The 21,482-nt window shown below is 60.1% G+C and carries 19 protein-coding genes; 5 read left to right on the forward strand and 14 right to left on the reverse strand.

What is annotated here, in order from left to right; genetic code table 11:
* Positions 1 to 213: 213 nt before the first annotated feature.
* The 11 genes from nagA to LOC54_RS06375 all read right to left on the reverse strand — a co-directional run bounded on the left by nagA (position 214) and on the right by LOC54_RS06375 (position 11,081).
* A complete protein-coding gene (nagA, locus tag LOC54_RS06325) occupies positions 214 to 1,335 on the reverse strand; it encodes an N-acetylglucosamine-6-phosphate deacetylase (protein ID WP_279312985.1) in 1,122 nt (373 codons plus the stop codon).
* A gap of 10 nt (positions 1,336 to 1,345) precedes the next feature.
* Positions 1,346 to 3,487, reverse strand: coding sequence for a beta-N-acetylhexosaminidase (locus tag LOC54_RS06330; protein WP_279312986.1), 2,142 nt, complete (start codon positions 3,485 to 3,487; stop codon positions 1,346 to 1,348).
* A complete protein-coding gene (locus LOC54_RS06335; RefSeq protein WP_279312987.1) occupies positions 3,484 to 4,281 on the reverse strand; it encodes a serine protease in 798 nt (265 codons plus the stop codon). Before LOC54_RS06335 ends, LOC54_RS06330 begins: the two co-directional genes overlap by 4 nt.
* Positions 4,257 to 4,910, reverse strand: coding sequence for a thiopurine S-methyltransferase (locus tag LOC54_RS06340; protein ID WP_279312988.1), 654 nt, complete (start codon positions 4,908 to 4,910; stop codon positions 4,257 to 4,259). The genes LOC54_RS06335 and LOC54_RS06340 overlap by 25 nt, the downstream gene beginning before the upstream one ends.
* Before the next feature lie 5 nt (positions 4,911 to 4,915).
* Complete coding sequence (locus LOC54_RS06345) at positions 4,916 to 5,650, reverse strand: SprT family zinc-dependent metalloprotease (RefSeq protein ID WP_279312989.1); 735 nt, start codon at positions 5,648 to 5,650, stop codon at positions 4,916 to 4,918.
* A complete protein-coding gene (locus LOC54_RS06350) occupies positions 5,650 to 6,144 on the reverse strand; it encodes a YcgN family cysteine cluster protein (RefSeq protein WP_279312990.1) in 495 nt (164 codons plus the stop codon). Before LOC54_RS06350 ends, LOC54_RS06345 begins: the two co-directional genes overlap by 1 nt.
* Before the next feature lie 106 nt (positions 6,145 to 6,250).
* A complete protein-coding gene (locus tag LOC54_RS06355; RefSeq protein ID WP_279312991.1) occupies positions 6,251 to 6,739 on the reverse strand; it encodes a cytochrome c in 489 nt (162 codons plus the stop codon).
* Positions 6,740 to 6,828: 89 nt separating this feature from the next.
* Positions 6,829 to 7,818, reverse strand: a complete 990-nt coding sequence (locus LOC54_RS06360) for an NAD(P)-dependent glycerol-3-phosphate dehydrogenase (RefSeq protein ID WP_279312992.1) — start codon at positions 7,816 to 7,818, stop codon at positions 6,829 to 6,831.
* Positions 7,800 to 8,627, reverse strand: coding sequence for a 23S rRNA (adenine(2030)-N(6))-methyltransferase RlmJ (locus tag LOC54_RS06365; protein ID WP_347709390.1), 828 nt, complete (start codon positions 8,625 to 8,627; stop codon positions 7,800 to 7,802). Before LOC54_RS06365 ends, LOC54_RS06360 begins: the two co-directional genes overlap by 19 nt.
* Positions 8,624 to 10,066, reverse strand: coding sequence for a hypothetical protein (locus LOC54_RS06370; protein WP_279312993.1), 1,443 nt, complete (start codon positions 10,064 to 10,066; stop codon positions 8,624 to 8,626). The genes LOC54_RS06365 and LOC54_RS06370 overlap by 4 nt, the downstream gene beginning before the upstream one ends.
* A gap of 10 nt (positions 10,067 to 10,076) precedes the next feature.
* Positions 10,077 to 11,081, reverse strand: coding sequence for a glycosyltransferase family 2 protein (locus LOC54_RS06375; protein WP_279312994.1), 1,005 nt, complete (start codon positions 11,079 to 11,081; stop codon positions 10,077 to 10,079).
* 783 nt (positions 11,082 to 11,864) lie between these two features.
* Between LOC54_RS06375 and LOC54_RS06380 the strand changes: the two genes are divergently transcribed.
* From LOC54_RS06380 to LOC54_RS06390, 3 genes are read left to right on the forward strand one after another with little or no spacing between them, the layout of a single operon-like run.
* A complete protein-coding gene (locus LOC54_RS06380; protein WP_279312995.1) occupies positions 11,865 to 13,460 on the forward strand; it encodes a flavin monoamine oxidase family protein in 1,596 nt (531 codons plus the stop codon).
* The gene (locus tag LOC54_RS06385; protein WP_279312996.1) at positions 13,460 to 13,873 is read left to right on the forward strand and encodes a cytochrome c; all 414 of its coding nucleotides are present in this window, start codon (positions 13,460 to 13,462) and stop codon (positions 13,871 to 13,873) included. Before LOC54_RS06380 ends, LOC54_RS06385 begins: the two co-directional genes overlap by 1 nt.
* 4 nt (positions 13,874 to 13,877) lie before the next feature.
* Entirely contained in the window at positions 13,878 to 14,381 is a 504-nt protein-coding gene (locus LOC54_RS06390) for a RidA family protein (protein ID WP_279312997.1), read from the forward strand.
* Positions 14,382 to 14,550: 169 nt separating this feature from the next.
* Here LOC54_RS06390 and LOC54_RS06395 read toward each other — a convergent pair whose 3' ends face one another.
* The 3 genes from LOC54_RS06395 to hemC all read right to left on the reverse strand — a co-directional run bounded on the left by LOC54_RS06395 (position 14,551) and on the right by hemC (position 18,902).
* On the reverse strand, positions 14,551 to 17,022 hold the full coding sequence (locus tag LOC54_RS06395) for a TonB-dependent receptor domain-containing protein (RefSeq protein ID WP_279312998.1): 2,472 nt from the start codon (positions 17,020 to 17,022) through the stop codon (positions 14,551 to 14,553).
* A gap of 77 nt (positions 17,023 to 17,099) precedes the next feature.
* Positions 17,100 to 17,834, reverse strand: coding sequence for a uroporphyrinogen-III synthase (locus LOC54_RS06400; RefSeq protein WP_279312999.1), 735 nt, complete (start codon positions 17,832 to 17,834; stop codon positions 17,100 to 17,102).
* Positions 17,835 to 17,837: 3 nt separating this feature from the next.
* On the reverse strand, positions 17,838 to 18,902 hold the full coding sequence (gene hemC / locus LOC54_RS06405) for a hydroxymethylbilane synthase (protein ID WP_279313000.1): 1,065 nt from the start codon (positions 18,900 to 18,902) through the stop codon (positions 17,838 to 17,840).
* Between the two features lie 36 nt (positions 18,903 to 18,938).
* Between hemC and tsaD the strand changes: the two genes are divergently transcribed.
* Positions 18,939 to 20,066 carry a tRNA (adenosine(37)-N6)-threonylcarbamoyltransferase complex transferase subunit TsaD gene (gene tsaD / locus LOC54_RS06410; RefSeq protein WP_279313001.1) on the forward strand — a complete coding sequence of 376 codons (1,128 nt, stop codon included), beginning with the start codon at positions 18,939 to 18,941 and terminating at the stop codon, positions 20,064 to 20,066.
* Between the two features lie 56 nt (positions 20,067 to 20,122).
* Positions 20,123 to 21,409: a YncE family protein gene (locus LOC54_RS06415; protein ID WP_279313002.1), complete on the forward strand. Its 1,287-nt coding sequence runs from the start codon at positions 20,123 to 20,125 to the stop codon at positions 21,407 to 21,409.
* Positions 21,410 to 21,482: the final 73 nt, after the last annotated feature.

Consider the following 21,482-nt stretch of genomic DNA (forward strand, 5'->3'; position numbering starts at 1 on the left):
TCGCTCAGCGCCGCGAGCGAAGCCTGCGATCGCTGTATTGCTGCTCGCACGGCGTGCGTGGTCGTGGCGCTCCCATGGCGTATCTGTCCCATAATGCTTCCTTCCACTCGCGTGAAAATATTACACCATCAAACCCCGGGACTAAACACGTAGGTCGGAGCCAAGAGGTTTTTAGAGCTCCCAACACGACACCGGTGATATGACGGTATGATATTATATCCTGCTGCGGCCGGCGATGATCACGTCACGGACCTGCAGAGCCTCATCCATGACCACCAGATCGGCGCGCAGACCGGGTGTGATCCTGCCCCGGTCGTGAAGACCGAGATAGCGTGCGGCGTTCGTGGCGGTGAGGGCTGCGGCTTCCGGAAGAGATTTTCCGCCCTCTCTCACGGCATTTCTGAAGGCCGTATCCAGGGTGAGGACGCTCCCGGCCAGAGTGCCATCCGGAAGGCGTGCCGCGCCGTTACGGATCATGACATCCTGTCCGCCAAGCTGACTCGGCCCCTCAGGCTGCCCGGCACCGCGCATACAGTCCGTAATGAGAAGCAGACGATCCCGCATCATCCGGGAGGTCAGACGGAAGGTGGCCGGATGGATGTGATGCAGGTCGAGGATCATCTCGGCATATCCGGCATCGCTGCACATCAGAGCCGTCGCGGGACCGGGCCTGCGGCTTTCCACCGGAGGCATGGCGTTGAAAAGATGAGTGCCTCCCGCCGTGCCGCCTGCGCTGCAGATACGGCAGATGGCGGCTTCGGTCTCTTCGTATCCGGCGGTGGTATGACCAATACTGACGCGCACGTCTGCGGCGGCGAAGCGGGCAATGGCCGTGTCTGCGTGCTCCAGTTCGGGCGCGATCGTGACGATACGGACGATGCCGGTGTCCAGAACTTCGGTAATTTTTTCCGGTGTCGGGAGAATGGCGAAAGGCGGCTGCGCTCCAAGCCGGAGAGGGCTGACGAAGGGGCCTTCAAGATGGGCGCCGTGAAGTTCGGGGCCGTCTGCCCGGCGGTTCTCCCGTGCCTCGGCAATGGCCCGCAGGGCGTCCGTCACATCTTTCCAGGGACGCGTGATTGTTGTGGGCAGGAGCGTTGTCGTGCCGTGCGTGAGGTGGAAGCGCGAGAGGCGGTGAATGGCCTCGACGCCGTCCATTGTATCGGCACCGTCACCGCCGTGAACATGACAGTCGATGAAGCCGGGAAGGATGATCTGCGGCGGTGCGTCGTGCAGCGGCCGGATGCTGCGGATCAGCCCGTCGGAAAGGGTGAGTTCCCCTGTGATCACCTGATCGGGAAGGACGATCTTGCCGGAGAGCTGCCCGGAGAGCTGCATGGGGCTGTCCTCAGTTTCCGGGGGTGATGAGAGAGCGGATCCCGGGCACTGCGGCCATCAGCAGTCCGCCGGGAGGGAAATCCGTCATGCCGAAGACGGCCGTCATGTCATCAGCCTGCACCAGCCTGGCGGCGGCATCATCCAGAATCTGAAGCGCTGCGGGATCAGGCGGGCTGCCCGGATGATCCAGGGCCGTCAGCCCCAGACCAGCAAGGACGGACAGCGTGTGAGAGGCCGCGCGTGCGCCTTTCAGATGCGGACCCGAGGAGGCAAAGGACAGCTCGTTATTTTTCCAGATCAGAAGCTGCGCGCGCAGGGAGGCGGCAAGGCTGCGGTCTCCGGCGGCATAACGTGCGGCCATGGCATTGAAACGTATGGCGGGCATGGGATCGGGTGAGGCGATCCCGGCGATCTGGTCCGGCGGAATATTCTTCAGACCGGTGTACCGGTTCATCATGTAATTCCGCAAAGGCATCGTGGCCCCGGCAAGCGTCTGAAGCGGTCCGGCATCGCCGGGCGCGAGGCGTTCGGCCATGCGGATCGTGTTCGCCCGGGCGTGCAGGCCGGTGATTTCAAGTTCTGCGGCAACCGGCTCAAGGCGGCGGTACATATCATTCACGTCGCGCAGATCGGCGGAGGACCAGAAGCGTTCGGCAATGGCGGCGCTGCGCGGCCACAGGCGGGCATCAAGCATCTCGTCCGTGACGAGTTCGGTCCACAGGGGCGCTTCGCCGCCAAGGATGAGTTTTCTCTGTTTCCGGCTGAGGGGCGGCGGTGCGGGATCGTTCTGCAGCGCGGCGATCAGCACGGGGTCGGCTCCGCGTGCGAGGCGCTTTGCGGTCTGCGCGCGGGTAAGGCCTTCGGCGGCGGGGTCTTCGGGGTCCGTGAGATAATGCTCTGAGGCGGGCCGGAGCAGATCGAGATAATACCCGGCCGAGACCACGACAGGATGCCCGGCATCGGTTGCGGAGGCGATGAATTTTGAGCTGCGCCAGACCTGAATGACGACGCTTGCCGGGATCGGGGCCTCACTGACCTCATCCCAGCCGATCATGGTTCTGTTTGCGGCTGCGAGGATTTTTTCAACCTCGGCGGTAAACTGTGCCTGAAGGATCTGCGGGGTGGCATAGCCGCGGGCTGTCATAAAGGCGCGGATACGGGGATTGCCCGTCCATTCTCCGGAAACGACCTCGTCTCCGCCTGCGTGGAAATACCGGTCCGGGAACAGCTCCGTGGTTTCCGTAAAGAGGGTCGAGATGAAGGAAAGCGTCGCGGGAAGAGTGGGATCGAGTGCGGGGTTGTTCTTGTTTTTCGGCTCCGGATCGACGGGGGTGTGTGCGGCAAGATCAGGCCGAGCCAGCAGCAGGGCCAGCGTATGGCCGGGCACGTCGATTTCCGGAACGACGCGGATGCCGCGATCGGCGGCCCGGGCGACGAGATCGCTAAGCTGCGCCTTTGTGTAGTACTGGCCGTGGGTGCTCTTGCGGGTGATATCCGGCATCTGCGTGCTTTCCATACGAAAGCCGGTCCCGTCACTCAGATGAAGGTGGAGCACGTTGAGTTTGACCAGCTCCATCGCGTCGATCTGCCGCCTGAGCGTATCGACGCTGACGAAGTGGCGGGAGGTGTCGATCATCAGGCCGCGCCAGACGAAACGGGGTTTGTCGCGGATATCGGCAAGGGTGAGCGCCGCGCCGCCGGACGGGGCCGGGCGGATGAGCTGGAGCAGCGTTGCCAGGCCATGAATGACACCTTCCGGGCCGTCGGCTGTCAGTTTTATTCCGTCGGGCCGGACGCGGAGCCTGTAGGCTTCTTTCGCGTCGATTGTCAGCATATCCGGGTCGTTGCCGCAGATAATACGCAGGGACACCGGTGCGGCGGTGCCCGGAGTATGTCTCGGAATGGCGCTGATCAGACGATCGGCACGCAGAAGGAAGCGTGTGGCGGCATGCTCAAGCAGGGCGGAGGGCGGATTGTCCCAGGAGACCCGAAAGCCCGCGGACGGATCGATCATACCGTCGGAGAATTCCGCATGTGCGGGCCAGGGCATCAGAGCCGGAGCTGCGGCAGAGGGCGCGTCCGCACGGGCGGAAGGCGGGAGAGCCAGAAGAGGAAGAGCGCATACGAGGCCGCGCAGCGTGTGTCTGATCATTGTCCGTTCCCCGTCGTGCTGTCCTTTATGGCCTGCTCGTCATAGCAGGGCTCGGCCAGTCCGCCATTATCTTCTGTCCAGGCGCGGACATTGATCCCGGCAGCAACCCATTGGTTATCCTGCCGGACAAGAAGCGGCCCGCCGCTGCTGCCGCGTGTAGCGCTGCAGTCATGGCCGATAAGTTCCCGCCCGTCCGGCAGGGGCTGCGGCGTTGTGATGTGGCACGCCGTGTCCGCCATCAGACGTTCGCGCCGGTCCTGTTCATAACCGCCGAGCATGGCCGCCTCTCCGGAGATCGGCAGGCCCCTGAGCAGCGGCAGGACGCTGTCCGGCCGGGCGACCGCGTGATCGAGGATCAGAACCGCACGATCCGGTCCGGTGGTCTGATCCTGCCGGATTTTCGGGACATAGGCGGGTGGAATGACGATACGGCGGACGCGGGCATGGTCCCTGTACTGCCCCAGGCTGTAGCCGGTCAGCACATGGATGTGCGGCGGGAAGACATAATTGCCGGTTTTCGGAATCCAGAGACAATGCGCGGCGGTCAGGACGACAGCAGGCGCGATGAGAAAGCCGGTACAGCGCCCGCCGAGTTCGGTCTGCACACGAACGACGGCCTTCCAGGGCATGGCCTCCGTGCTGACAGGAAGACGCCGGTCCGTGGTGCCGACACCGGGCAGCACCTGGTTGCGGGTGGCTGGTTCTGCCCGTGCGGCCGGGGTGATGATCCAGGCCATGAGAAGCAGGAGGGCCGCGCGACCGGGATACATCATGCGCGGGCCGTCAGAAGCCATGCGGCATCGCTGGCGGGGCACCGGCCTTTCAGGCCGCCTGGAATCTCTTTCCGGTCAAGCTGCTCAGCATCAAGGACAGAGCCGTAACAGTGCTGAATATCATCGGATGTGACGGAGAAGGGCGGGCCGGAAAGGAGGCTCTGATCGTATTCGCAGGTGATCAGCAGCTGCGGCGCGCACCGGCTCAGGGCCATCGTGCGGGCGGCGTACGCCGGGCGCATATCCCCGGGAAGCGCGACCAGAGCCGCGCGGTCATACACCGCGTGCACGGGAGGAAGGAGATCCGGCGTCAGATCTGCAATATTCCCGGCAAAAACGATGAGGCCATCGGTGGAAAAGCACTCAAGCTCCCCCTGCCGCGTGATGACGGGCGTGAGTCTGTTCTCCGCAAAAAACTGCTCGACAGCCAGACGGCAGAGCTCGATTCCCGTAACGGTCGCGCCCTGTGCTCGGAGCCACATCATATCCGTGCTCTTGCCACACAGCGGCACGAGAACATGCGGCGCCGGCCGGTGCTGCATGGCCTGTCTGAGTGCCGGATAATATGTGATGAGCAGGGGCTCGGGATGATGGCTGTGGAAAGCGATCTGATTGTTGTTCCACCTGTCCTGCCAGAATGTGCTGTCCATCGGACTCAGGCTCCGTTGTCTGTCATGGCCGCAGCCCCGCGTCCTGCATTCATCAGGCTGCGTCCTTCAGTTTTCAGCCAGTGTTCGGCACGTCTGCGGTCGGGAGTGATCAGATCCACAAGCGTCCAGAAGGCCGGACTGTGGTTGAGGTGTTTCAGATGGGCGAGCTCGTGCATAATGACGTAATCCCGCACGTGCACCGGAGCGAGGATGAGCCGCCAGGACAGCATGAGCCGCCGCTCCGCAGAGCAGCTGCCCCAGCGGCCCGCGGGATCGCGTATGTCGATACGGGCCGGAACCAGGCCGGTGCGGGTGGCCTGCTCGCGCGTCCGGGCAGGGAGCGAGCGGCCCGCGAGGGCTCTGAGGAACGTCATGATGCGGCGGGTGTGAAATTCGGACCGCCCGCTGACCCACAGCGTGTTGCCATCCAGCCCCGCCCCGCCCCGGGCATCCGGGCGCGCGACGATACGGACCGGGCTGCCGTCCAGCGTAAAGGTCTCTCCGGGAAGAAAGCGGAGGGCGGGCTGCGTGGAAGCCAGCACGCGGCGGACCCAGGCCGCATGTTCCGTAAGAAGCCGCAGCCCGTCCGGTCTGGGGCGTCCGCGCGGAAGCGTGATGAGAATACCGACATTCTGCGGATCGGGGCGCATGGAAATACGCCGGGCGCGATCGGACACATGCCAGCGTACGGGGACGGAGCTTCCTGCAAGCGGAATCAGTTCCGTCTCCGGTCCGGCCATTATGGGAGCCCTGCCGGTTCCGTCTGTCCGGAGGCGGTCTCAGCCGGGTCCTGACCCGGCCAGTCTGCCAGATGATCCTCAAGATCGCCCGCCTCACGCTCGCTGATACAGCGGCCTGCGGCGGAAATTCCGGCTTCCCGCACGGACTCCGGACGGCCCGTGCGCAGGGGATGCCAGGCAGGGAGTGTCTTGCCTTCATACAGCCTGCGATAGGCGCAGGTGGGCGGAAGCCAGTCCTGTACCTCTTCCATCATCTCCGGCGTCAGGCTGATGCAGTCGGGAATTTTCTGCTGTCTGCGGGGATAGTCGGAGCAGCGGCAGGTCCCGAGATCCAGCAGACGACAGGCAACGGAGGTGAACCAGACGGAGCCCTCTTCCTCGTCCCGGAGCTTATGGAGGCAGCAGCGTCCGCAGCCGTCACAGAGGGACTCCCACTGGGCATGTGTCATATCGCTGAGAGCGGTGGTCTCCCAGAAGGGCTGAGGCTGTGTCATCTCGCGATCCGGCGGCGATCTGTCGGGAAAGGGCTCCTGCTTCGCGCAGCCCGGTTTTTGCATTCTATACAACGATCGGAAACGAAAAAGGAACCTCAGGACAGGGTCAGGGCATGGAATGAACGGCGGCGAGCCTGTTGCGCTCGGCAATGAGATCCGGAGCCGTGACGGTCTGACCGCGCGCGGCTTTCACCTCATCAGCCGTGAACGTGACGGTCTGACTGCTGCTGCTCAGGGAGGCAACATAGGTGAGAATGGAGGCCAGCTGATCATCCGGCAGGGCGCGGAAGGAGGGCATGTATCCGGCATAGCTCTCTCCGCCCGCGGTGATGGTCCCGGTCAGTCCGTTCATGACGACATGCGTAAGCCAGGTCCGGCCGTCAGCCGTACCGGCGATTTCCGCAACACGGTCCTTCAGGGGAGGAAACTTGCCGACAACGCCAGCACCGCCGTTTTTATGGCAGGAGCCGCATATGGATTCGTACAGGGATTTCCCGCTCTCGGCATGTGCCGTGCGTGCCAGGACAAGACCGGACATCAGCACTGTTCCCGTCAGCATCAGGGCCTGACGAAAACCAGCTGAGAAAGAGGCCATTACGAACTCCGGGTGGAATCTGCGCCATGCAGACAGAAGGGGATTACATCTCTTTAAAGCAGGCCTCTGTGGCAATCCCGTGGCGGTATTCAGGCGCTTTCGCCATTCTCCATCCCTGCAGGGCGGCTGAGCAGGGTTTCGCGCGCCGTGGCGGCTGTCATGGTTCCTTCGAGAATCGCGTGGACGCACTCCGTGACAGGCATCCGTATCCCGTGCCGTGCGGCCAGGGAGAGCAGAGCCGGACATGTGTGAACGCCCTCGGCAGTCCCTCCGGCCTGCTGCCGTGCGGCTTCGGGAGAAAAACCCTTTCCCAGGGCAATACCCGTTCTGAAGTTGCGGGAGGCCGTTCCCGTGCAGGTGAGAAGCAGATCACCGATCCCGCTCAGTCCGGCCAGGGTTTCGGCACGCCCGCCTGCGGCGACGGCAAGGCGGGAGATTTCAGCCAGGCCGCGCGTGATCAGACCGGCGCGGGCGTTCTCGCCCAGCTCCGCACCGGTTGTAATGCCTGCCGCGATGGCAATGACATTCTTGGCTGCGCCGCCGATCTGCACACCGGTCGGGTCGTCGCTGGCATAGCACCGGAACTGCGGTGTTGTGAGAGCCGTGGCAATGGCTGAGGCCTGTGTCCGGTCGGGACCGGCTATGACGGTTGCGGCTGGCAGACCAGCGGCGATTTCACCGGCAAAATTCGGTCCGGAAAGCACGGCTCCGCCTGCATCGGGGCGGAAGTCGTGCAGCACCTCAAGAGGCAGACGCAGGGTGGTCTGTTCTATCCCCTTGCAGCACAGGACGACCGGAACGTCGCTGTCCGGGAGCAGGGGAAGAAACCCGGAGAGAGCCTGCATCGGGACGGCAACCAGAATGAGATCCGCATCCTCCGGAAGGACGGAGGAAAGCCTGACATCCTGTGGAAGCGGAATATCCGGAAGGCGTGGCAGGGCACCGGACGGAAGGCGCTGCGGGACACTCCGTGCACAGAGCGTGACGCGTGCTCCGGTTCCTGCGGCGTGAATGGCCAGTGCAATGCCCCATGCGCCCGCACCTGCGATGCAGATATGCCTTATTCCGGTACGATCCATTCCACGCTCCCCCGGCTCTCCTCATTACCCAGTCGCCGGGCGAGCGTATCCGTGATTTTCCGCGCCGTCTCATCAAATTTCCAGGGAGGGTTGATGAGCAGAAGGCCGCTGCCATTCAGCCGGGAAGGATCTGTTGGCGGGCGGAGCAGCAACTCGGTCGCCAGAAGACCACGCTCGCCCTGATCGCGGAGACGGTCGAAAAAGCTGCGGACGGGCGTGCGGTGCTTGACCGGATACCAGATGGCGACACAGGCCCCTCGCAGCCTGCGACGGGCTTCCGCGACAGCTTCCGCAAGGCGTTCGAAGTCGTCTGATTTCTCGAAAGGGGGGTCCATCAGGATCAGACCGCGCGTAAAGCCCCGGACGGGCCACAGGGCTCTGATGGCGCCGTATCCGTCACGCTCATGCACGGCAACAGCCGGATTGCCGCGAAAAAGACGGCGGAGCGTGGCGGCATCCTCAGGATGAAGCTCACAGCAGACGAGACGATCCTGCGGGCGCAGCATCCCCGCGGCAATATCCGGAGAGCCGGGATAGACCTGCGGACCGCGGTTCCGGACAAGCCCCAGCCAGTGCGCCAGAGCGGGATCTTCGGGGGAGATATCCAGCAGACGACCGATCCCGTCCTTCCATTCCCCAGTGCGCCCGGCCTCCTCACCGTCAAGACGATAGCGGCCCGTGCCGGCATGGGTGTCCAGAATGGCAAGTCCGCCCGGCTTGTTCTGCAGAAGACGGATCAGGGCCGTGAGCAGGGCGTGTTTGAGGCAGTCGGCATGATTGCCGGCGTGGAAACCGTGTCTGTAGTTCAGGGGGAAGCTCCGGGCTGTGGGTTCAGAGAGGCAGCATCGCTGGTATACCGATAGAGGTCAAAGGAAAGCGAGTGTATCTTTCCTGAACGGCTCGTGATCTTTACGGACTCCGCCTTGCGGTAATGAGCGCGCAGATATGCACAGACCGGCGCCTCGATCTTCCCGTTTCCGCAGCCGTCCCATGTCAGCAGGACAAAGGGCGGATTTCTGCTCAGATCCCGGAGATAATGTTCTGCGGCATGAGGTCCGAATACGATGTCGATATGCTCCCTGAAAAGATAGGGATCGGCAGTTTTCATATTCGCCAGATAGAAAAGAGCCTCCCGGGCACGGATATTGAGGACCGGCTCACCATGGGTGAGGGAAGAGAGACGCCTGTAATCAATATGGGAAAATCTCTTATATTTTTTGATATTATCCGCCGTAACCTGAACAAGGGAAAATCCGGTCAGCAGAATGGCAGGGATGAGCGCGATCCGCAGACCGGCAGGCCGGAGGCTGTCCTGCAGAAGTCTGGCTGTCATGATCGCGACAGGCGTGAACCACAGCAGGTTGTAATGCGCGAAAGCATGCCCCGAGAGACAGGCTGCGGGCAGACCGGAGAGAAACCAGATCAGAAGGAGAAGGTCGTCCCGGCTGATTTTCCCCTGAACCCTTACGATATATTTTCTGATCCACAGAGCCAGAGGCGGCACGAAGAAGGCAAGCCAGGTTGCTGCAGTCCTGAGCGTGAGCAGACGTTCCTTACTGTCCGCACCATAGGCGTGCAGAAAATTTCTCTGCTGGCGGAAATAATCGGCAAGCGCCTGCGGATCGTGAAGGAGATAGGGAGAGAAGAGAAGGGCAGCACCTGCAATGAATCCGGCCGAGAAGGAAGCTGTGCGCTTTACGGGGGACGGACGGGTCAGAAGCAGGAAAAGGACGGGAGCAAAAAGACAGACGGCTGTCAGGTAGTTGATATTGATCGTCAGAAGCGTGGCGATTCCGGTCGCAAAGATGCCAGGCAGGGAGGAGGTCCGCAGCAGAGACAGGATGGAAATCTGCAGTAATATCTGGAAAGATTCCGTATTTCCGCTGAGAATTTCGAAGGAGGTCCCGGCTGCGATCAGGATGAGGAACAGCGTGATGCCGCCGGTTTTCCAGATAGCACGTGCGACGGCTGAGGTTGCGGCAGCACAGACCAGGGCGAGGATCGTGAACATTCCGGTTTTCACCGGCATCACGCTGTCCCACAGTCCGTAAAGCAGAAAGCCGAACAGGGGTTTGTGATCGAAAATGTATCTGTAAGGCAGGATCTGATCGTGCAGCATGCTGCGACCAATCAGAGTATAGAATGGTGTGTCGACCGCCATGTAAGGCAGCATCAGACATGAGACGACGCAGGCACACAGCAGCACTGATGACAGGATGATCAGGATCGGCCGGATACAGGCTTTCATGGCGGGACTGTCAGTCCTGCAGGGGCGGATTGACTGAGTCCCGGATGTGGTATCCGGGTCTCATTTTGGTCTCGAGATAGATTTTCCCGATATATTCACCGATAATTCCAAGTGAAAGCATCTGCACGCCCCCCATGAAGAAGATGGCGGAAACGATCGAGGACCATCCTGTAACGGTATGGCCGGTCAGTTCACGGACGATCGCGAAGATGATTGCAAGCAGTGAGAGGCCCGAGATCATAAGGCCGCTCAGGGCGATGATCCGCAGCGGTGTAATGCTGAAAGAAGTGATGCCCTCCACGGCAAGGGAAAGCATCCGTCGCAGGGGATATTTCGTCTCTCCTGCAGTGCGCGGCAGACGATCATAATATATCGTGGTGACAGAAAATCCGATCAGCGGAATCAGGCCGCGCAGGAAGAGATTGCGCTCCCTGTATTCCAGAAGGGCCTGCAGTGCGTCATGATCAAGCAGGCGGAAATCCGCGTGATCGGGAATGAGGTCCACGCCCATGATATGCATGAAGCTGTAAAACATGGCGGCGGTCCTGCGCTTGAAGACCGTGTCCGTATGGCGGCTTTTACGCACCCCGCAGACGACCTGACTTCCGCTACGCCAGGCAGTAAGCATGTCACGCACGACAGACAGATCATCCTGAAGATCCGCGTCTATGCTGATGACAGCATCGCAGTTCCGTGCAGTTCTCAGCCCGGCAGCAAGAGCCTGCTGATGACCGGAGTTACGTGAGAGGCGGATACCGCGGATATGGTCGCTTGTGGCCGCCTGCTGCCTGATCAGATCCCAGGTGGTATCCCGGCTTCCGTCATCGACACACAGGATGAAACTGTCCGAACCAGCGATGCCCTCGGTCACGACAGTCTCAAGGAAGTGCAGAAGCTGGCGGAACGTATCCGGAAGTATCTCTTCCTCGTTGTAGCACGGCACGACGATCCCGATACGCTGTTGCGTCCGATGCGGTGTGGCGAGGGAGACAAAAGTATCCGGTGAGCGGTGCATGAGGATCTGATGGCCGGAGGAGAGAAGCCGCAGACTAGACGGCAGAGGACTGTATTTCAAGATATGTCAGGCAGGTGAACCAGGGCACTTCAGGCCGGATCGGATGCTGTCTGCCCGGTATCCTCGCAGATAAGAACGGCAAACCAGTCTTTTTCCCGCCTTTTCGGGACGAGGACGTATTCGCATCCCCGTTCTGATCTGGCGGATTTCCCTGCATGACGAGGAACCTGTCCGCATATGGCGGGGAGCGCATCGTGTATCTCACAGGCGTGCTGAGCGTTGCATTGCCGATCACATGAACGCGGACCGGACCACCATCTCCGCGCAGCCCCGTCTCATGCCCGCCGTATCTCTGCGCGGGGAGGCTCTTTTGAGTCGGGTAAGGTTGTCGATGAAAAATCCAGAGAAAAAAGCGGAAGCATCAGATATATATTTTTATGTTTTTTATATATATATATATATGATTGTATAAATTTAATACATTATGTTATTTAAAAAATATTTTATTTATTATAATAATATAATTATTTATTAATAATAAATTTTTATATATGGAGAATTACATATCACCGGAATGCTCCGTAATTCCGGAATCAAATTATTCTTCAAGCATATGCCACGACTGATCTGACTGCTGCGGGACAGGCAGCGTTCCGGATACGGGAATATATCTGCATTCCATGATCGTATCGTTCCGATTGCGTTATTAAAAACTCTGTGAAAATATGCCCGGACAGAAACGGATATGAGGGAGAGACCGAATGTTCCGGGAGGAGTGTTTTCATGGGATCTGAGAGGCCGGCCACAACACGGCGGCAGATGCTTACAAGAATTGGTATTCTTGCAGGCAGTGCCGGGCTCTATCAGGCAATGACCAGTATGGGCCATGCGATGGGTACGGATTTTCGCGGGGCTCCGGAACTCAAGGGGGCGCGGAAAGGAACGCGCGTGATCGTTCTCGGAGCCGGGCTGGCAGGTATGCTTGCGGCCTATGAGCTGCGAAAAGCCGGATATTCCGTAAAGATCCTTGAATATCAGAACCGGGCGGGCGGACGGAACATCACGCTGCGCGGCGGGGATACCGTAACGGAACTGGGAGGACATACACAGAAAGTCGGGTTTGCACCGGGAAATTATATCAATCCCGGCCCGTGGCGGATTCCCTATCACCATCAGGCCCTGCTGCACTATTGCAATGCGTTCGGCGTGGCGCTGGAGCCGTTTATCGAGCTCAACCACAATACCTGGCTGCACTCGACGAAAGCGTTCGGCGGGAAGCCCGTGCGGTATCGCGAATATGCGTCGGATTTTTTCGGATATACTGCAGAGCTTCTGTCCAAGGCGATCAACCAGCACAAGCTGGATGATGTGGTTTCCGCAGAAGAACAAAAGCATGTACTGGAGTCGATGCGCGGCTGGGCTGGTCTGACAGACACGAATGCCTGGGCGAAGGGGGATCGCAGCTCTCTTCGTCGCGGATTTGAGAAACCTCAGGGAGGCGGTCCTGACGGTGCTCCGGTGCCATCTGATCTTCTTCCGCGCGGGGAAGTCATGGCATCCGGCATGTGGCGCAATATCGCGTTTCACGAACGGCTGGATATGCAGACGACGATGTTCCAGCCCGTCGGCGGGATGGATAATATCGGCAAGGGATTTGCGCGGCAGGTACAGGATCTGATCACGCTGAACTGCAAGGTATCAGCCATTCATCAGGATGACCACGGCGTAAAGGTCACCTATGCCGATATGGCGCATGGCGGTGCGATGAAAACGGAGGAGGCGGAATTCTGCGTCTGTACGATTCCTCTGCCGGTTCTTTCGCAGCTTGACGTGCAGGTCAGCGGGAAAATGAAGGAGGCGATCTCAGCGGTCCCCTATGCGTCTTCCGTCAAACTCGGGCTGGAATTCAGACGCAGGTTCTGGGAGCAGGATGACCGTATTTACGGCGGGGTCAGCTTCACGGATCAGCCGATCAGCCAGATTTCCTATCCGAGTGCCGGAATTTTCACCAAAGGTCCGGGTGTGCTGCTTGGCGGTTATATGTTTGGTCCTGCAGCCTATGATTTTGCAGGCATGACGCCGCAGGAACGGGTTGAGGAAGGCATTCGGCAGGGACTGAAAATTCATCCCCAGTATCGGAAGGAATTCCTCAACGGCGTCGGATTTGCATGGAGCAGGATGCCCTGGACTCTGGGATGCTGTTCCATGTGGTCCGAGCAGGCGAGAAAACAGCATTACGGAACACTGACATCCATGGATAATCGTATCGTTCTTGCAGGAGAGCATGCGTCCTATGTCGGATGCTGGCAGGAAGGTGCCGTTCTCTCGTCTCTGGCTGCGATCACCGCATTGCACAAGCGTGCTGCAGGAGGTGCCTGATGCGTCGGTTTATGTTTCTTGCCGTATCAGGTCTGATGACGGCGGCTTCTCCGGCCCTCGCTGATACGGCAAGCTCCCTTGCCGGGTCCGTGGGAAATCTGAAAACAGGTGCCGAGGTCTATCAGCATGTCTGTCAGGGCTGTCATATGCCGGACGGGAAAGGTGCGATGGGGGCGGGTGCCGGGTTTCCGGCTTTTGCCGGAAATGAAAAGCTGCAGTCTCCTGAATTTGCGGTTTATACGATTCTGAATGGTCATGGTGGCATGCCCTGGTTTTCAGGGCTTCTGACAGACAGCCAGGTGGCGGATGTGGTGAACTACATACGGTCTCATTTCGGCAACCATTTCAGCGGAGAAGTCAAACCTGCTGACGTCGCTCCGATGAGTCCTCACCTGACAATGGAAGATGGATGATTCTATGAAAATATCAGCTTATACACTGTCCGTTCTTGCTGCCGGGATCGTTTCCGTCGGTGCGGCACGGGCAGAGGGCGTGATCCGTCATGTCGATCCCGCCGGTCATTTTCCGATTGCGACGGCTGTTGAGGTGCCTGCCGGTGCCACAACAGTGTATCTCAGCGGAATGGGTGCGCCTGTATCCGATAAATCGGCCGATCCGAAGTCACTGCGGGCCTACGGAGATATGGAGGCCCAGACGGCAGGAGCACTGACGCGGATACAGTCAGAGCTCGGCAAAATCGGTCTTAAGATGGGTGATGTCATCAAAATGCAGGTTTTCATGGTGTCTGACAAAGACACGGGAAAGCTTGATTTTGCGGGAATGATGAAATCCTACAAGAAGTTTTTTGGAACGGCCGGACAGCCTAATCTGCCTGTGCGTTCTGCCTTCGAGGTTGCTCATCTTGCCAATCCCGGATGGCTGATTGAGATCGAGGTAACGGCCGTTCGCAGTCCGTCCTGATTTTTACTGCATACTTCCGGATGAAGCGGCTGCATCTGACGATGCGGCCGCTTTTTTTATACCCTGAAGAGCCATCCTCTCTGGGTCCTGAAAAAAAATCTGATGCGTGAGTACAGAAAAAAGGGGCCTTTACACGGCCCCTTTTCCTGACTTTCTGTCGTCTGCCCGATCAGAAGCGGGCAGCGACGGTTCCGAAAAACTCTCTTGGTGCCGCTGCGAACAGTACGGGGTTGTCGTCCCCCGATACGGCCGCCGCGCCATAGACACCGCCGATATAGCTCTGCCCGAAAAGATTGCTGACGCCAAAAGTGGCTTTCAGATTTTTCATGAAACCGATTTTTCCGAAATCATAACTGGCATTCAGGGAGGATGCCCAGTAGGCCGGAATATTGACATCGTTGGTATAGGTAAGCGGACGTGCGGAGAGATAGTTCGCGTTGAAGTTAAAGCTCGCGTTCCGCCACGTGTAGGTCAGGTTCACCTTATACATATACTTCGGATAATAGACCTGATTCTTTCCCTTCAGGCTGACGGTCCCCCCGCCATAGGACAGGTTCGTCGTCTGGTATCTGGCATCGTTCCAGCTGAAGCTGTTGGTGATCTCCAGACCTTTGAAGGGGCGGATAGCGACCTGGGCATCGGCGCCGTCCACAACTTCCCGGCCCACATTCACAAAGGCACTGTAGGCATTATTGGTCGGACCGCTGGTGATGGCGGCAAGGCGGTTATAATAATCCGTATGATAGTAATCGGCACTGACTGAAACGTACTGAGACGTGAAGCGATAGCCGACAACATAATTCCAGGTCCGCTCAGGCCGGAGCCTGGATTTGTTCTCATCAAAGACCTGCTGCGCCGGATAGGAGGCGGTTCCGAGACCACCCCAGGGATTACCGCCGGATGCCGTGGCGCCATAGTCATAGGCGCGCATGTTCTCGGCAATATCCCAGTAGAATTCGTGCTGTTTCATGAAATGATAGTCAAAGTTGAAGTGAGGAAGGAATGCGGCCGAAGCCGTCAGGCTGCCATTGACCGGGTGGCGGTAATATGTCCCCCACGAAGATGCGAGTGCATCCGTATTGTCATAGGTCGTGCCGCCATGCGTCGTCTGTGTCATGGAACGGAAGCCGCCCGTCAGCGTCATCCCGTCAATGATGTGCCACGTGTCCTGAAGATAGAACTGGAATGTGTTGGTGTTAAAGGAGTTGGCCCACCAGTTTGTCGCCTGTGAGGCTTTATAATCGCTTTTCGTATTGTGGGCCTCGTAGAGTCCATCCTCATAAAGACGCATCGGATAGTTGAAGCGGTTGTTTTCATACCAGATACCGGTCTGGATGAGATTCTTATGAAGCTGGATCTCAAAGCTCTGCGTAAAGCCAAGGCGACGAACGTCCGGATGCCCGGCGGAATCCGCCATCGGAACACCGGAGGAAGGTGAGATCAGGAAGTTGTTCGTTCCCTGATACAGACCGTTGGAAACATGTCCGTAGGCCAGGGTTTTCGAGACGACATTGGGGAAAATATGAAATTCGCCGGACACGGCAGAAAGATAGTTTCTCTGTACCTGCGCTCCGTCATAGGCGAAATTGCCGATCTCATCGTTGCTCAGAACGCCCTGATAACCGGCGGGAACACCGCCGTTCTGGGCATAGGCCGCCCACTGCTTGGCTTTTTCGTAGTCAGGCTTGAGATAAATTGCATCTCGCCCCATCTTTTCCCACATGTTCTTCGTCATGCCGAGGAAGTTGTACTGGGAGAAGTTGGAGTAGTCGAAAATTGCGGTGATCTTGCCTTTGTCCTTAAAAGGCTGGACCAGCTTGAAATTAGCCTGCTGCTCCTGCTGATCGCCGTAGCCTTTCCACAGATCCTGTGCGGTCCTCGCATAGGCCGCATAGAATTTTGTGCCGGTGGAATTCAGAATTCCGCTGTCCACGCGGGCTGATGTACGGAACAGATCAAAGCTGCCGAAGGTCTGGCTGACGCGACCGCCCGCCTTGTCATCAGGATCGGAGGAGGTGAAGGTGATGGCTCCTCCGAGCGTCTGCGCGGACGGCGTATCCAGAGCACCCGCACCCTGGGAGACGGTCATTGAGGAAATATTGTCCTGGATTTCCATCTGATCGACATTCAGGCCGTACCAGTTGTGAAATCCCTGTGCGCCCATCGGAATTCCGTCAAGGCTGACACCGAGTTGGGACTGATTGAAGCCGCGGACATAAAGAGTGCTGGCAACGGTATCGAGCCCGAGAGCATCGGAAGACTGGAAGCTGACGCCTGGCGTCGTCTGCGCCAGAATCTGCATCGGACTGGATCCTGCCACGAAATGATCCATGGTCCGGCGTGTGACGACCTCAGTCGCGCTGTGCGAGACGTGCCTGCGCGTGGTGGAGACCTGAACGGTCTCCTCTTCCCCGGCTTTGACGGCAGACGGCCTAGCGGGCGGTCTTGCCGGGGTGCCGGCAGAAGATAGTTTCCCGGGAGCGTGTTTTCCGCGGGCTGCAACGTGAGTGTGCGGGTGTTTTCCGACAGCGCCGAAGGCAGGAGTGATGGTCGTCGTGCACAGAAGCGCCGGCAGCAGGGCGAAGGACGAGCCGGTCAGAAACCACCTGCGGGGCAAGGCTCCGAGAGCAGAAAGTGGCAAGATCAGGCTCCGTTACGAGAATTTGGCAAAACATTGTTGCGGGATAAGAATGTATATGCGCGTCGGATTCCGTCAAGTCAGATTCCGGAAATATCCGTAGCCTGTCCCAGCTCTTTAAGCATTGAGGGGGTATCAGGACGGGAAGCCGCGCGCACATCAGGCAGACCCGCTGCAGCCAGGATATTCCCCGCACGCGCTGAAATGGCAATGCCCCTCAGGCAGGGAAGAAGCTGCGGCGCATGGTTCTGCAGCATAAGAATCGTGGCCCGCGCACTGGCTGAGGAAAAAACCATGACAGCCGTAAGAGCGCCGTTTTGAAGGACTTGCAGAGCTTCGGGAGGAGGAGTGGTTTCGGGCAGTGTCCGATAAGCCACACGTCGGATAATTCGAAAACCGTCATGTCTGAGGCGTGTGGCAAGGTCCGTCCCCTGACCGGCTCCGGAAAGCAGCAGAAGAGAGCCGCTCTCCGGATCAAGGCTGTGCCGGATCAGGGTTGCGAGGGAATCCGCATCCCCTGAAGCACTGCGCACCTGTGTAAAACCGGCGGCCCTGGCCCGTTCTGCAGTGGCATCCCCGACCGTAAAAAGCGGAATATCCGGACAGTCGAGCACCCGCAGGGCAGGGAGGCTCTGCCCGCTCGTGATGAGAACGGCCTGAAACCGTCGTGTAATCCCGGACAGGGTCGCAGGCCGGATGATCAGCGCCGGAGCGGCAACAGGGTTCCAGCCAAGAGCGCGGACGGCTTCAGCCGTGGCGGAAAGACCGGGTTCCGGGCGTGTGATCAGAACGCCGGGCCGGACGGCGCCCGTCACGGATTATTCGGCGAAGATCGAGGAGGGGCTGTCGGCACGCAGGCTGCGGCCCAGCTCCCGGCCCATATGAACGGCATCCTCAGCAGCACCCCTGATCTCGCGCCGGAGCATGAACGTGCCGTCCTCAGAGGCAACGAGCCCGGTCAGATGCAGGACCTGCTCTCCGTCGGGCTGCGTCTCCATGCGGGCATAGCCGCCGATCGGCGTCCGGCAGGAGCCGTCCAGTTCCGCCAGCAGAGCGCGTTCGGCGGTGGAGACGGCGCGGGCCTCGCTGTCCTCAATGGCAGAAAGCAGTTCGCGCAGCTCGGTATCAGCCTCCCGCACGGTGACGCCGACGATCCCCTGACCTGCGGAAGGAACCATGATGTCAGGCTCGAGCACGATGGAAGCACGGTCCTCCATGCCAAGGCGTCGGAGCCCGGCAAGAGCCAGCAGCGTGGCGTCGCACTGGCGGGCCGCAAGCTTGTCGAGGCGCGTCTGCACATTCCCGCGCAGCAGACCGAAGCGAAGATCCGGACGTTCATGCAGCATCTGTGCCTGCCTGCGGACGGAAGCACAGCCGACCAGCGCCCCCTCAGGCAGGGCGTCAAAGGGGCTTTTGCCGGGAACAGGCTTCAGATGCGGTCCGAGGATCAGAACGTCACGCGCATCTTCCCGCTTCATGGTGCAGGCCAGGACAAGCCCCGGAGGCAGCGTGGTCTCGAGATCCTTGAGACTGTGCACCGCAAAATCGATACGCCCGTCAGACAGGGCCTCATGGATTTCCTTGGCAAACAGCCCCTTGCCGCCGATTTCCGCCAGCGGACGATTCTGGACCTGATCTCCGGTGGTGGCGATCTGGTGCTCCTGAAACGCGTTCATATCGCGAAGAACCGGACAGAAACGTGTCAGTCTCGTGAGGAATGCGCGCGTCTGCCACAGAGCCAGAGGAGAGCCACGCGTGCCGACGCGCAGGGGAAGCAGGCGGCGGTGATGCGACGGTCTGGCCTGCTGCCTGGCAGCGGCCTCAGCGGCGATTTTCTGAAGCGCGACGTTCATATCAGGCTCTGAGGGCTGTGCGGAAACCATCGGGCGTGTTTATTACCACGCAGGAGTGAAGGAAAGATGCATCCTGCAGATAGCTGTGTCACGCTGACATGCGCGCAGAACACACCGGCCGCTGCGGCAGGTGGTCCCGTGCTGGCCATCGAGTCGTCATGTGACGAGACGGCCTGTGCGATTCTGGCGCCTGATGGACATGTGCTGGGGGAGCGTCTGATCTCTCAGGACGCGCATGCGATGTTTGGCGGAGTCGTGCCGGAAATTGCCGCGCGGGCACATCTGGCGCTGCTTCCGGCGCTTGTGCGGGAAACGCTTGCGGAGGCCGGACTGGCCCCTCGTGATCTCGGTGCGATCGCTGCGAGCACGGGACCGGGGCTGATCGGCGGGCTGATCGTCGGGGCGAATTTCAGCAAGGGGCTGGCCCTCGCATCCGGGCGTCCGTTCATCGCCGTTAATCATATCGAGGCACATGCGCTGTCCCCGCGCTTTCCCGGAGCATCGGAGGAGCCGGTCGGCTTTCCCTATCTGCTGCTCCTAGTGTCAGGCGGACACTGCCAGTGCATCGCCGTGGAAGGCGTCGGAAAATATCGTCGCCTTGGCGGGACGATCGACGATGCCGCGGGTGAGGCTTTCGACAAGGTCGCGAAGATGCTTGGCCTGGGCTGGCCGGGCGGCCCGGCTCTGGAAAAGCTGGCGGAGGAAGGGAATCCCCAGGCCGTATCGCTGCCGCGCCCGCTGCACGGACGCCCGGGCTGCGATTTTTCCTTTTCCGGTCTGAAAACGGCGGTGGCCCGGCAGATCGGAGAGGATGTGCAGACAGCCCTGCCGCGCCGGGAGGCTGCAGACCTTGCCGCCTCCTTCCAGGAAGCCGTGGCGGATGTGATGGCCGATCGGGCCGCCCGGGCGCTGGACATGATGACAACGCCCTCTGCGCTCGTGGTCGCGGGCGGGGTGGCCGCAAACCGTGTGATCCGTGCCCGCCTGCAGGAGGTGGCGAAGGCGGCCGGGCTGCCGTTTGCCGCTCCTCCGCTGCGTCTGTGCACGGATAACGCGGTCATGGTGGCCTGGGCGGCGATTGAAACCTGCCGTGAGACGGCGCGGCTTGGTCTGCCGTTTCCGGATGATCTGAAAATGCGGCCCCGGCCCCGCTGGCCTCTGGCGGAGATGGCAGCGCGGTTCGGGACCGCCTGAAGCTCTTGCCGATCCTTGCGGCTGTGCTATTCCGGTGATCCGGAGGTTCTGCACGTATGAAAATCAGGCGTCTTCTGGCCGCAACCGGCCTTACTCCCGCACGGACTGCGGCACTGATGCTCCTTTGCGGCGGTCTGGCCGCAGGCGGATCTCCCGGCACGGCTCTGGCTGACGAGGTGCCGGCAGCCGCTGCGGTTCAGCCTCCTCCGGCCGTTCCGGCAGCGCCTCCTGTTCCCGTGGTGTCCCCCGCTTCCGGCCCGGCAGCCATCCGGACCATCCCGGGCATGCCGCCCGTGATCAACCCGTCCGATCTCTACAGCGAGACGACGGAAGGACATCTTTCTCCCGTCCTGAAGAACGATCTCGTCAGAATATACGTGCCCAATCTGCGCTCGAACGACGTGTCCGTGATCGATCCGGCCCTGATGAAGGTGGTGGATCGCTTCCCGGTCGGACGCAGCCCGCAGCATGTGGTGCCGTCCTGGGATCTGCGGACGCTGTGGGTGACGAACAACGCGGAAGGCAAGCAGGATGGCAGTCTGACGCCCATCGATCCCCGGACCGGCAGACCCGGGCCCAACGTGGCAGTCGATGATCCCTACAACATGTATTTCACGCCTGACGGAAAATCCGCGATCGTCGTGGCAGAGGCTCTGCGTCGCCTTGATTTCCGTGATCCGCACACGATGCAGCTTCAGGTCTCGGTGGAGACGCCGGAATGCAAGGGCGTCAATCACGCGGATTTCTCGATCGACGGGCGCTACGCCATTTTCACCTGCGAATTCGGCGGCATGCTGGTTAAGGTGGATACCGTAAACCACAAGGTTCTCGGATATCTGAAGCTGTCCGGCGGCGGAATGCCGCAGGATATCCTGATTTCCCCGGATGGCCGGAAGTTCTATGTCGCGGACATGCATGCCGATGGCGTGTTTATCGTCGATGGCGACAGCTTTACCGAAAAAGGCTTCATCCCGACCGGAAAGGGCACGCACGGCCTCTATCCGAGCCGCGACGGAAAGATGATGTACGTCGCCAATCGCGGGTCGCATAAGATTCACGGGAAACGACACAGCCCGGACGGGAATGTCGTGGTTGTGGATTTTGCGACGGACAAGGTTGTGAAAACCTGGCTCATTCCGGGCGGAGGCAGCCCGGATATGGGGAATGTCAGTGCGGATGGCCGGACATTATGGCTTTCCGGACGGTTTGACGATGTCGTCTATGCCTTCGACACGGCAACAGGCGCCGTCAGAAGCATTCCCGTCGGGGCGGAACCGCATGGCCTGACAGTCTGGCCGCAGCCCGGCCGGTATTCCGTCGGTCACACGGGTATCCTGCGCTAGCAGCCTGTCGGGTTGGGCATTTTGCGGATCATAGGGCTGAGGCTGACCTGTCTTATGCTGCGTGAAGCCGTGC

The sequence above is a fragment of the Acetobacter sp. AN02 genome (assembly GCF_029759835.1).
Classification (GTDB): domain Bacteria; phylum Pseudomonadota; class Alphaproteobacteria; order Acetobacterales; family Acetobacteraceae; genus Acetobacter.

Bases quoted from the DNA above. Each gene is read 5' to 3' on its own strand.
- LOC54_RS06330 (WP_279312986.1), bottom strand. From the start codon at position 3,487: ATGATCAGACACACGCTGCGCGGCCTCGTATGCGCTCTTCCTCTTCTG.
- LOC54_RS06390 (WP_279312997.1), top strand. From the start codon at position 13,878: ATGAAAATATCAGCTTATACACTGTCCGTTCTTGCTGCCGGGATCGTT.
- LOC54_RS06335 (WP_279312987.1), bottom strand. From the start codon at position 4,281: ATGGCTTCTGACGGCCCGCGCATGATGTATCCCGGTCGCGCGGCCCTC.
- LOC54_RS06360 (WP_279312992.1), bottom strand. From the start codon at position 7,818: ATGGATCGTACCGGAATAAGGCATATCTGCATCGCAGGTGCGGGCGCA.
- LOC54_RS06380 (WP_279312995.1), top strand. From the start codon at position 11,865: ATGGGATCTGAGAGGCCGGCCACAACACGGCGGCAGATGCTTACAAGA.
- nagA (WP_279312985.1), bottom strand. From the start codon at position 1,335: ATGCAGCTCTCCGGGCAGCTCTCCGGCAAGATCGTCCTTCCCGATCAG.
- LOC54_RS06340 (WP_279312988.1), bottom strand. From the start codon at position 4,910: ATGGACAGCACATTCTGGCAGGACAGGTGGAACAACAATCAGATCGCT.
- LOC54_RS06345 (WP_279312989.1), bottom strand. From the start codon at position 5,650: ATGGCCGGACCGGAGACGGAACTGATTCCGCTTGCAGGAAGCTCCGTC.
- LOC54_RS06370 (WP_279312993.1), bottom strand. From the start codon at position 10,066: ATGAAAGCCTGTATCCGGCCGATCCTGATCATCCTGTCATCAGTGCTG.
- LOC54_RS06355 (WP_279312991.1), bottom strand. From the start codon at position 6,739: ATGGCCTCTTTCTCAGCTGGTTTTCGTCAGGCCCTGATGCTGACGGGA.
- tsaD (WP_279313001.1), top strand. From the start codon at position 18,939: ATGCATCCTGCAGATAGCTGTGTCACGCTGACATGCGCGCAGAACACA.
- LOC54_RS06350 (WP_279312990.1), bottom strand. From the start codon at position 6,144: ATGACACAGCCTCAGCCCTTCTGGGAGACCACCGCTCTCAGCGATATG.
- hemC (WP_279313000.1), bottom strand. From the start codon at position 18,902: ATGGTTTCCGCACAGCCCTCAGAGCCTGATATGAACGTCGCGCTTCAG.
- LOC54_RS06375 (WP_279312994.1), bottom strand. From the start codon at position 11,081: ATGCACCGCTCACCGGATACTTTTGTCTCCCTCGCCACACCGCATCGG.
- LOC54_RS06415 (WP_279313002.1), top strand. From the start codon at position 20,123: ATGAAAATCAGGCGTCTTCTGGCCGCAACCGGCCTTACTCCCGCACGG.
- LOC54_RS06385 (WP_279312996.1), top strand. From the start codon at position 13,460: ATGCGTCGGTTTATGTTTCTTGCCGTATCAGGTCTGATGACGGCGGCT.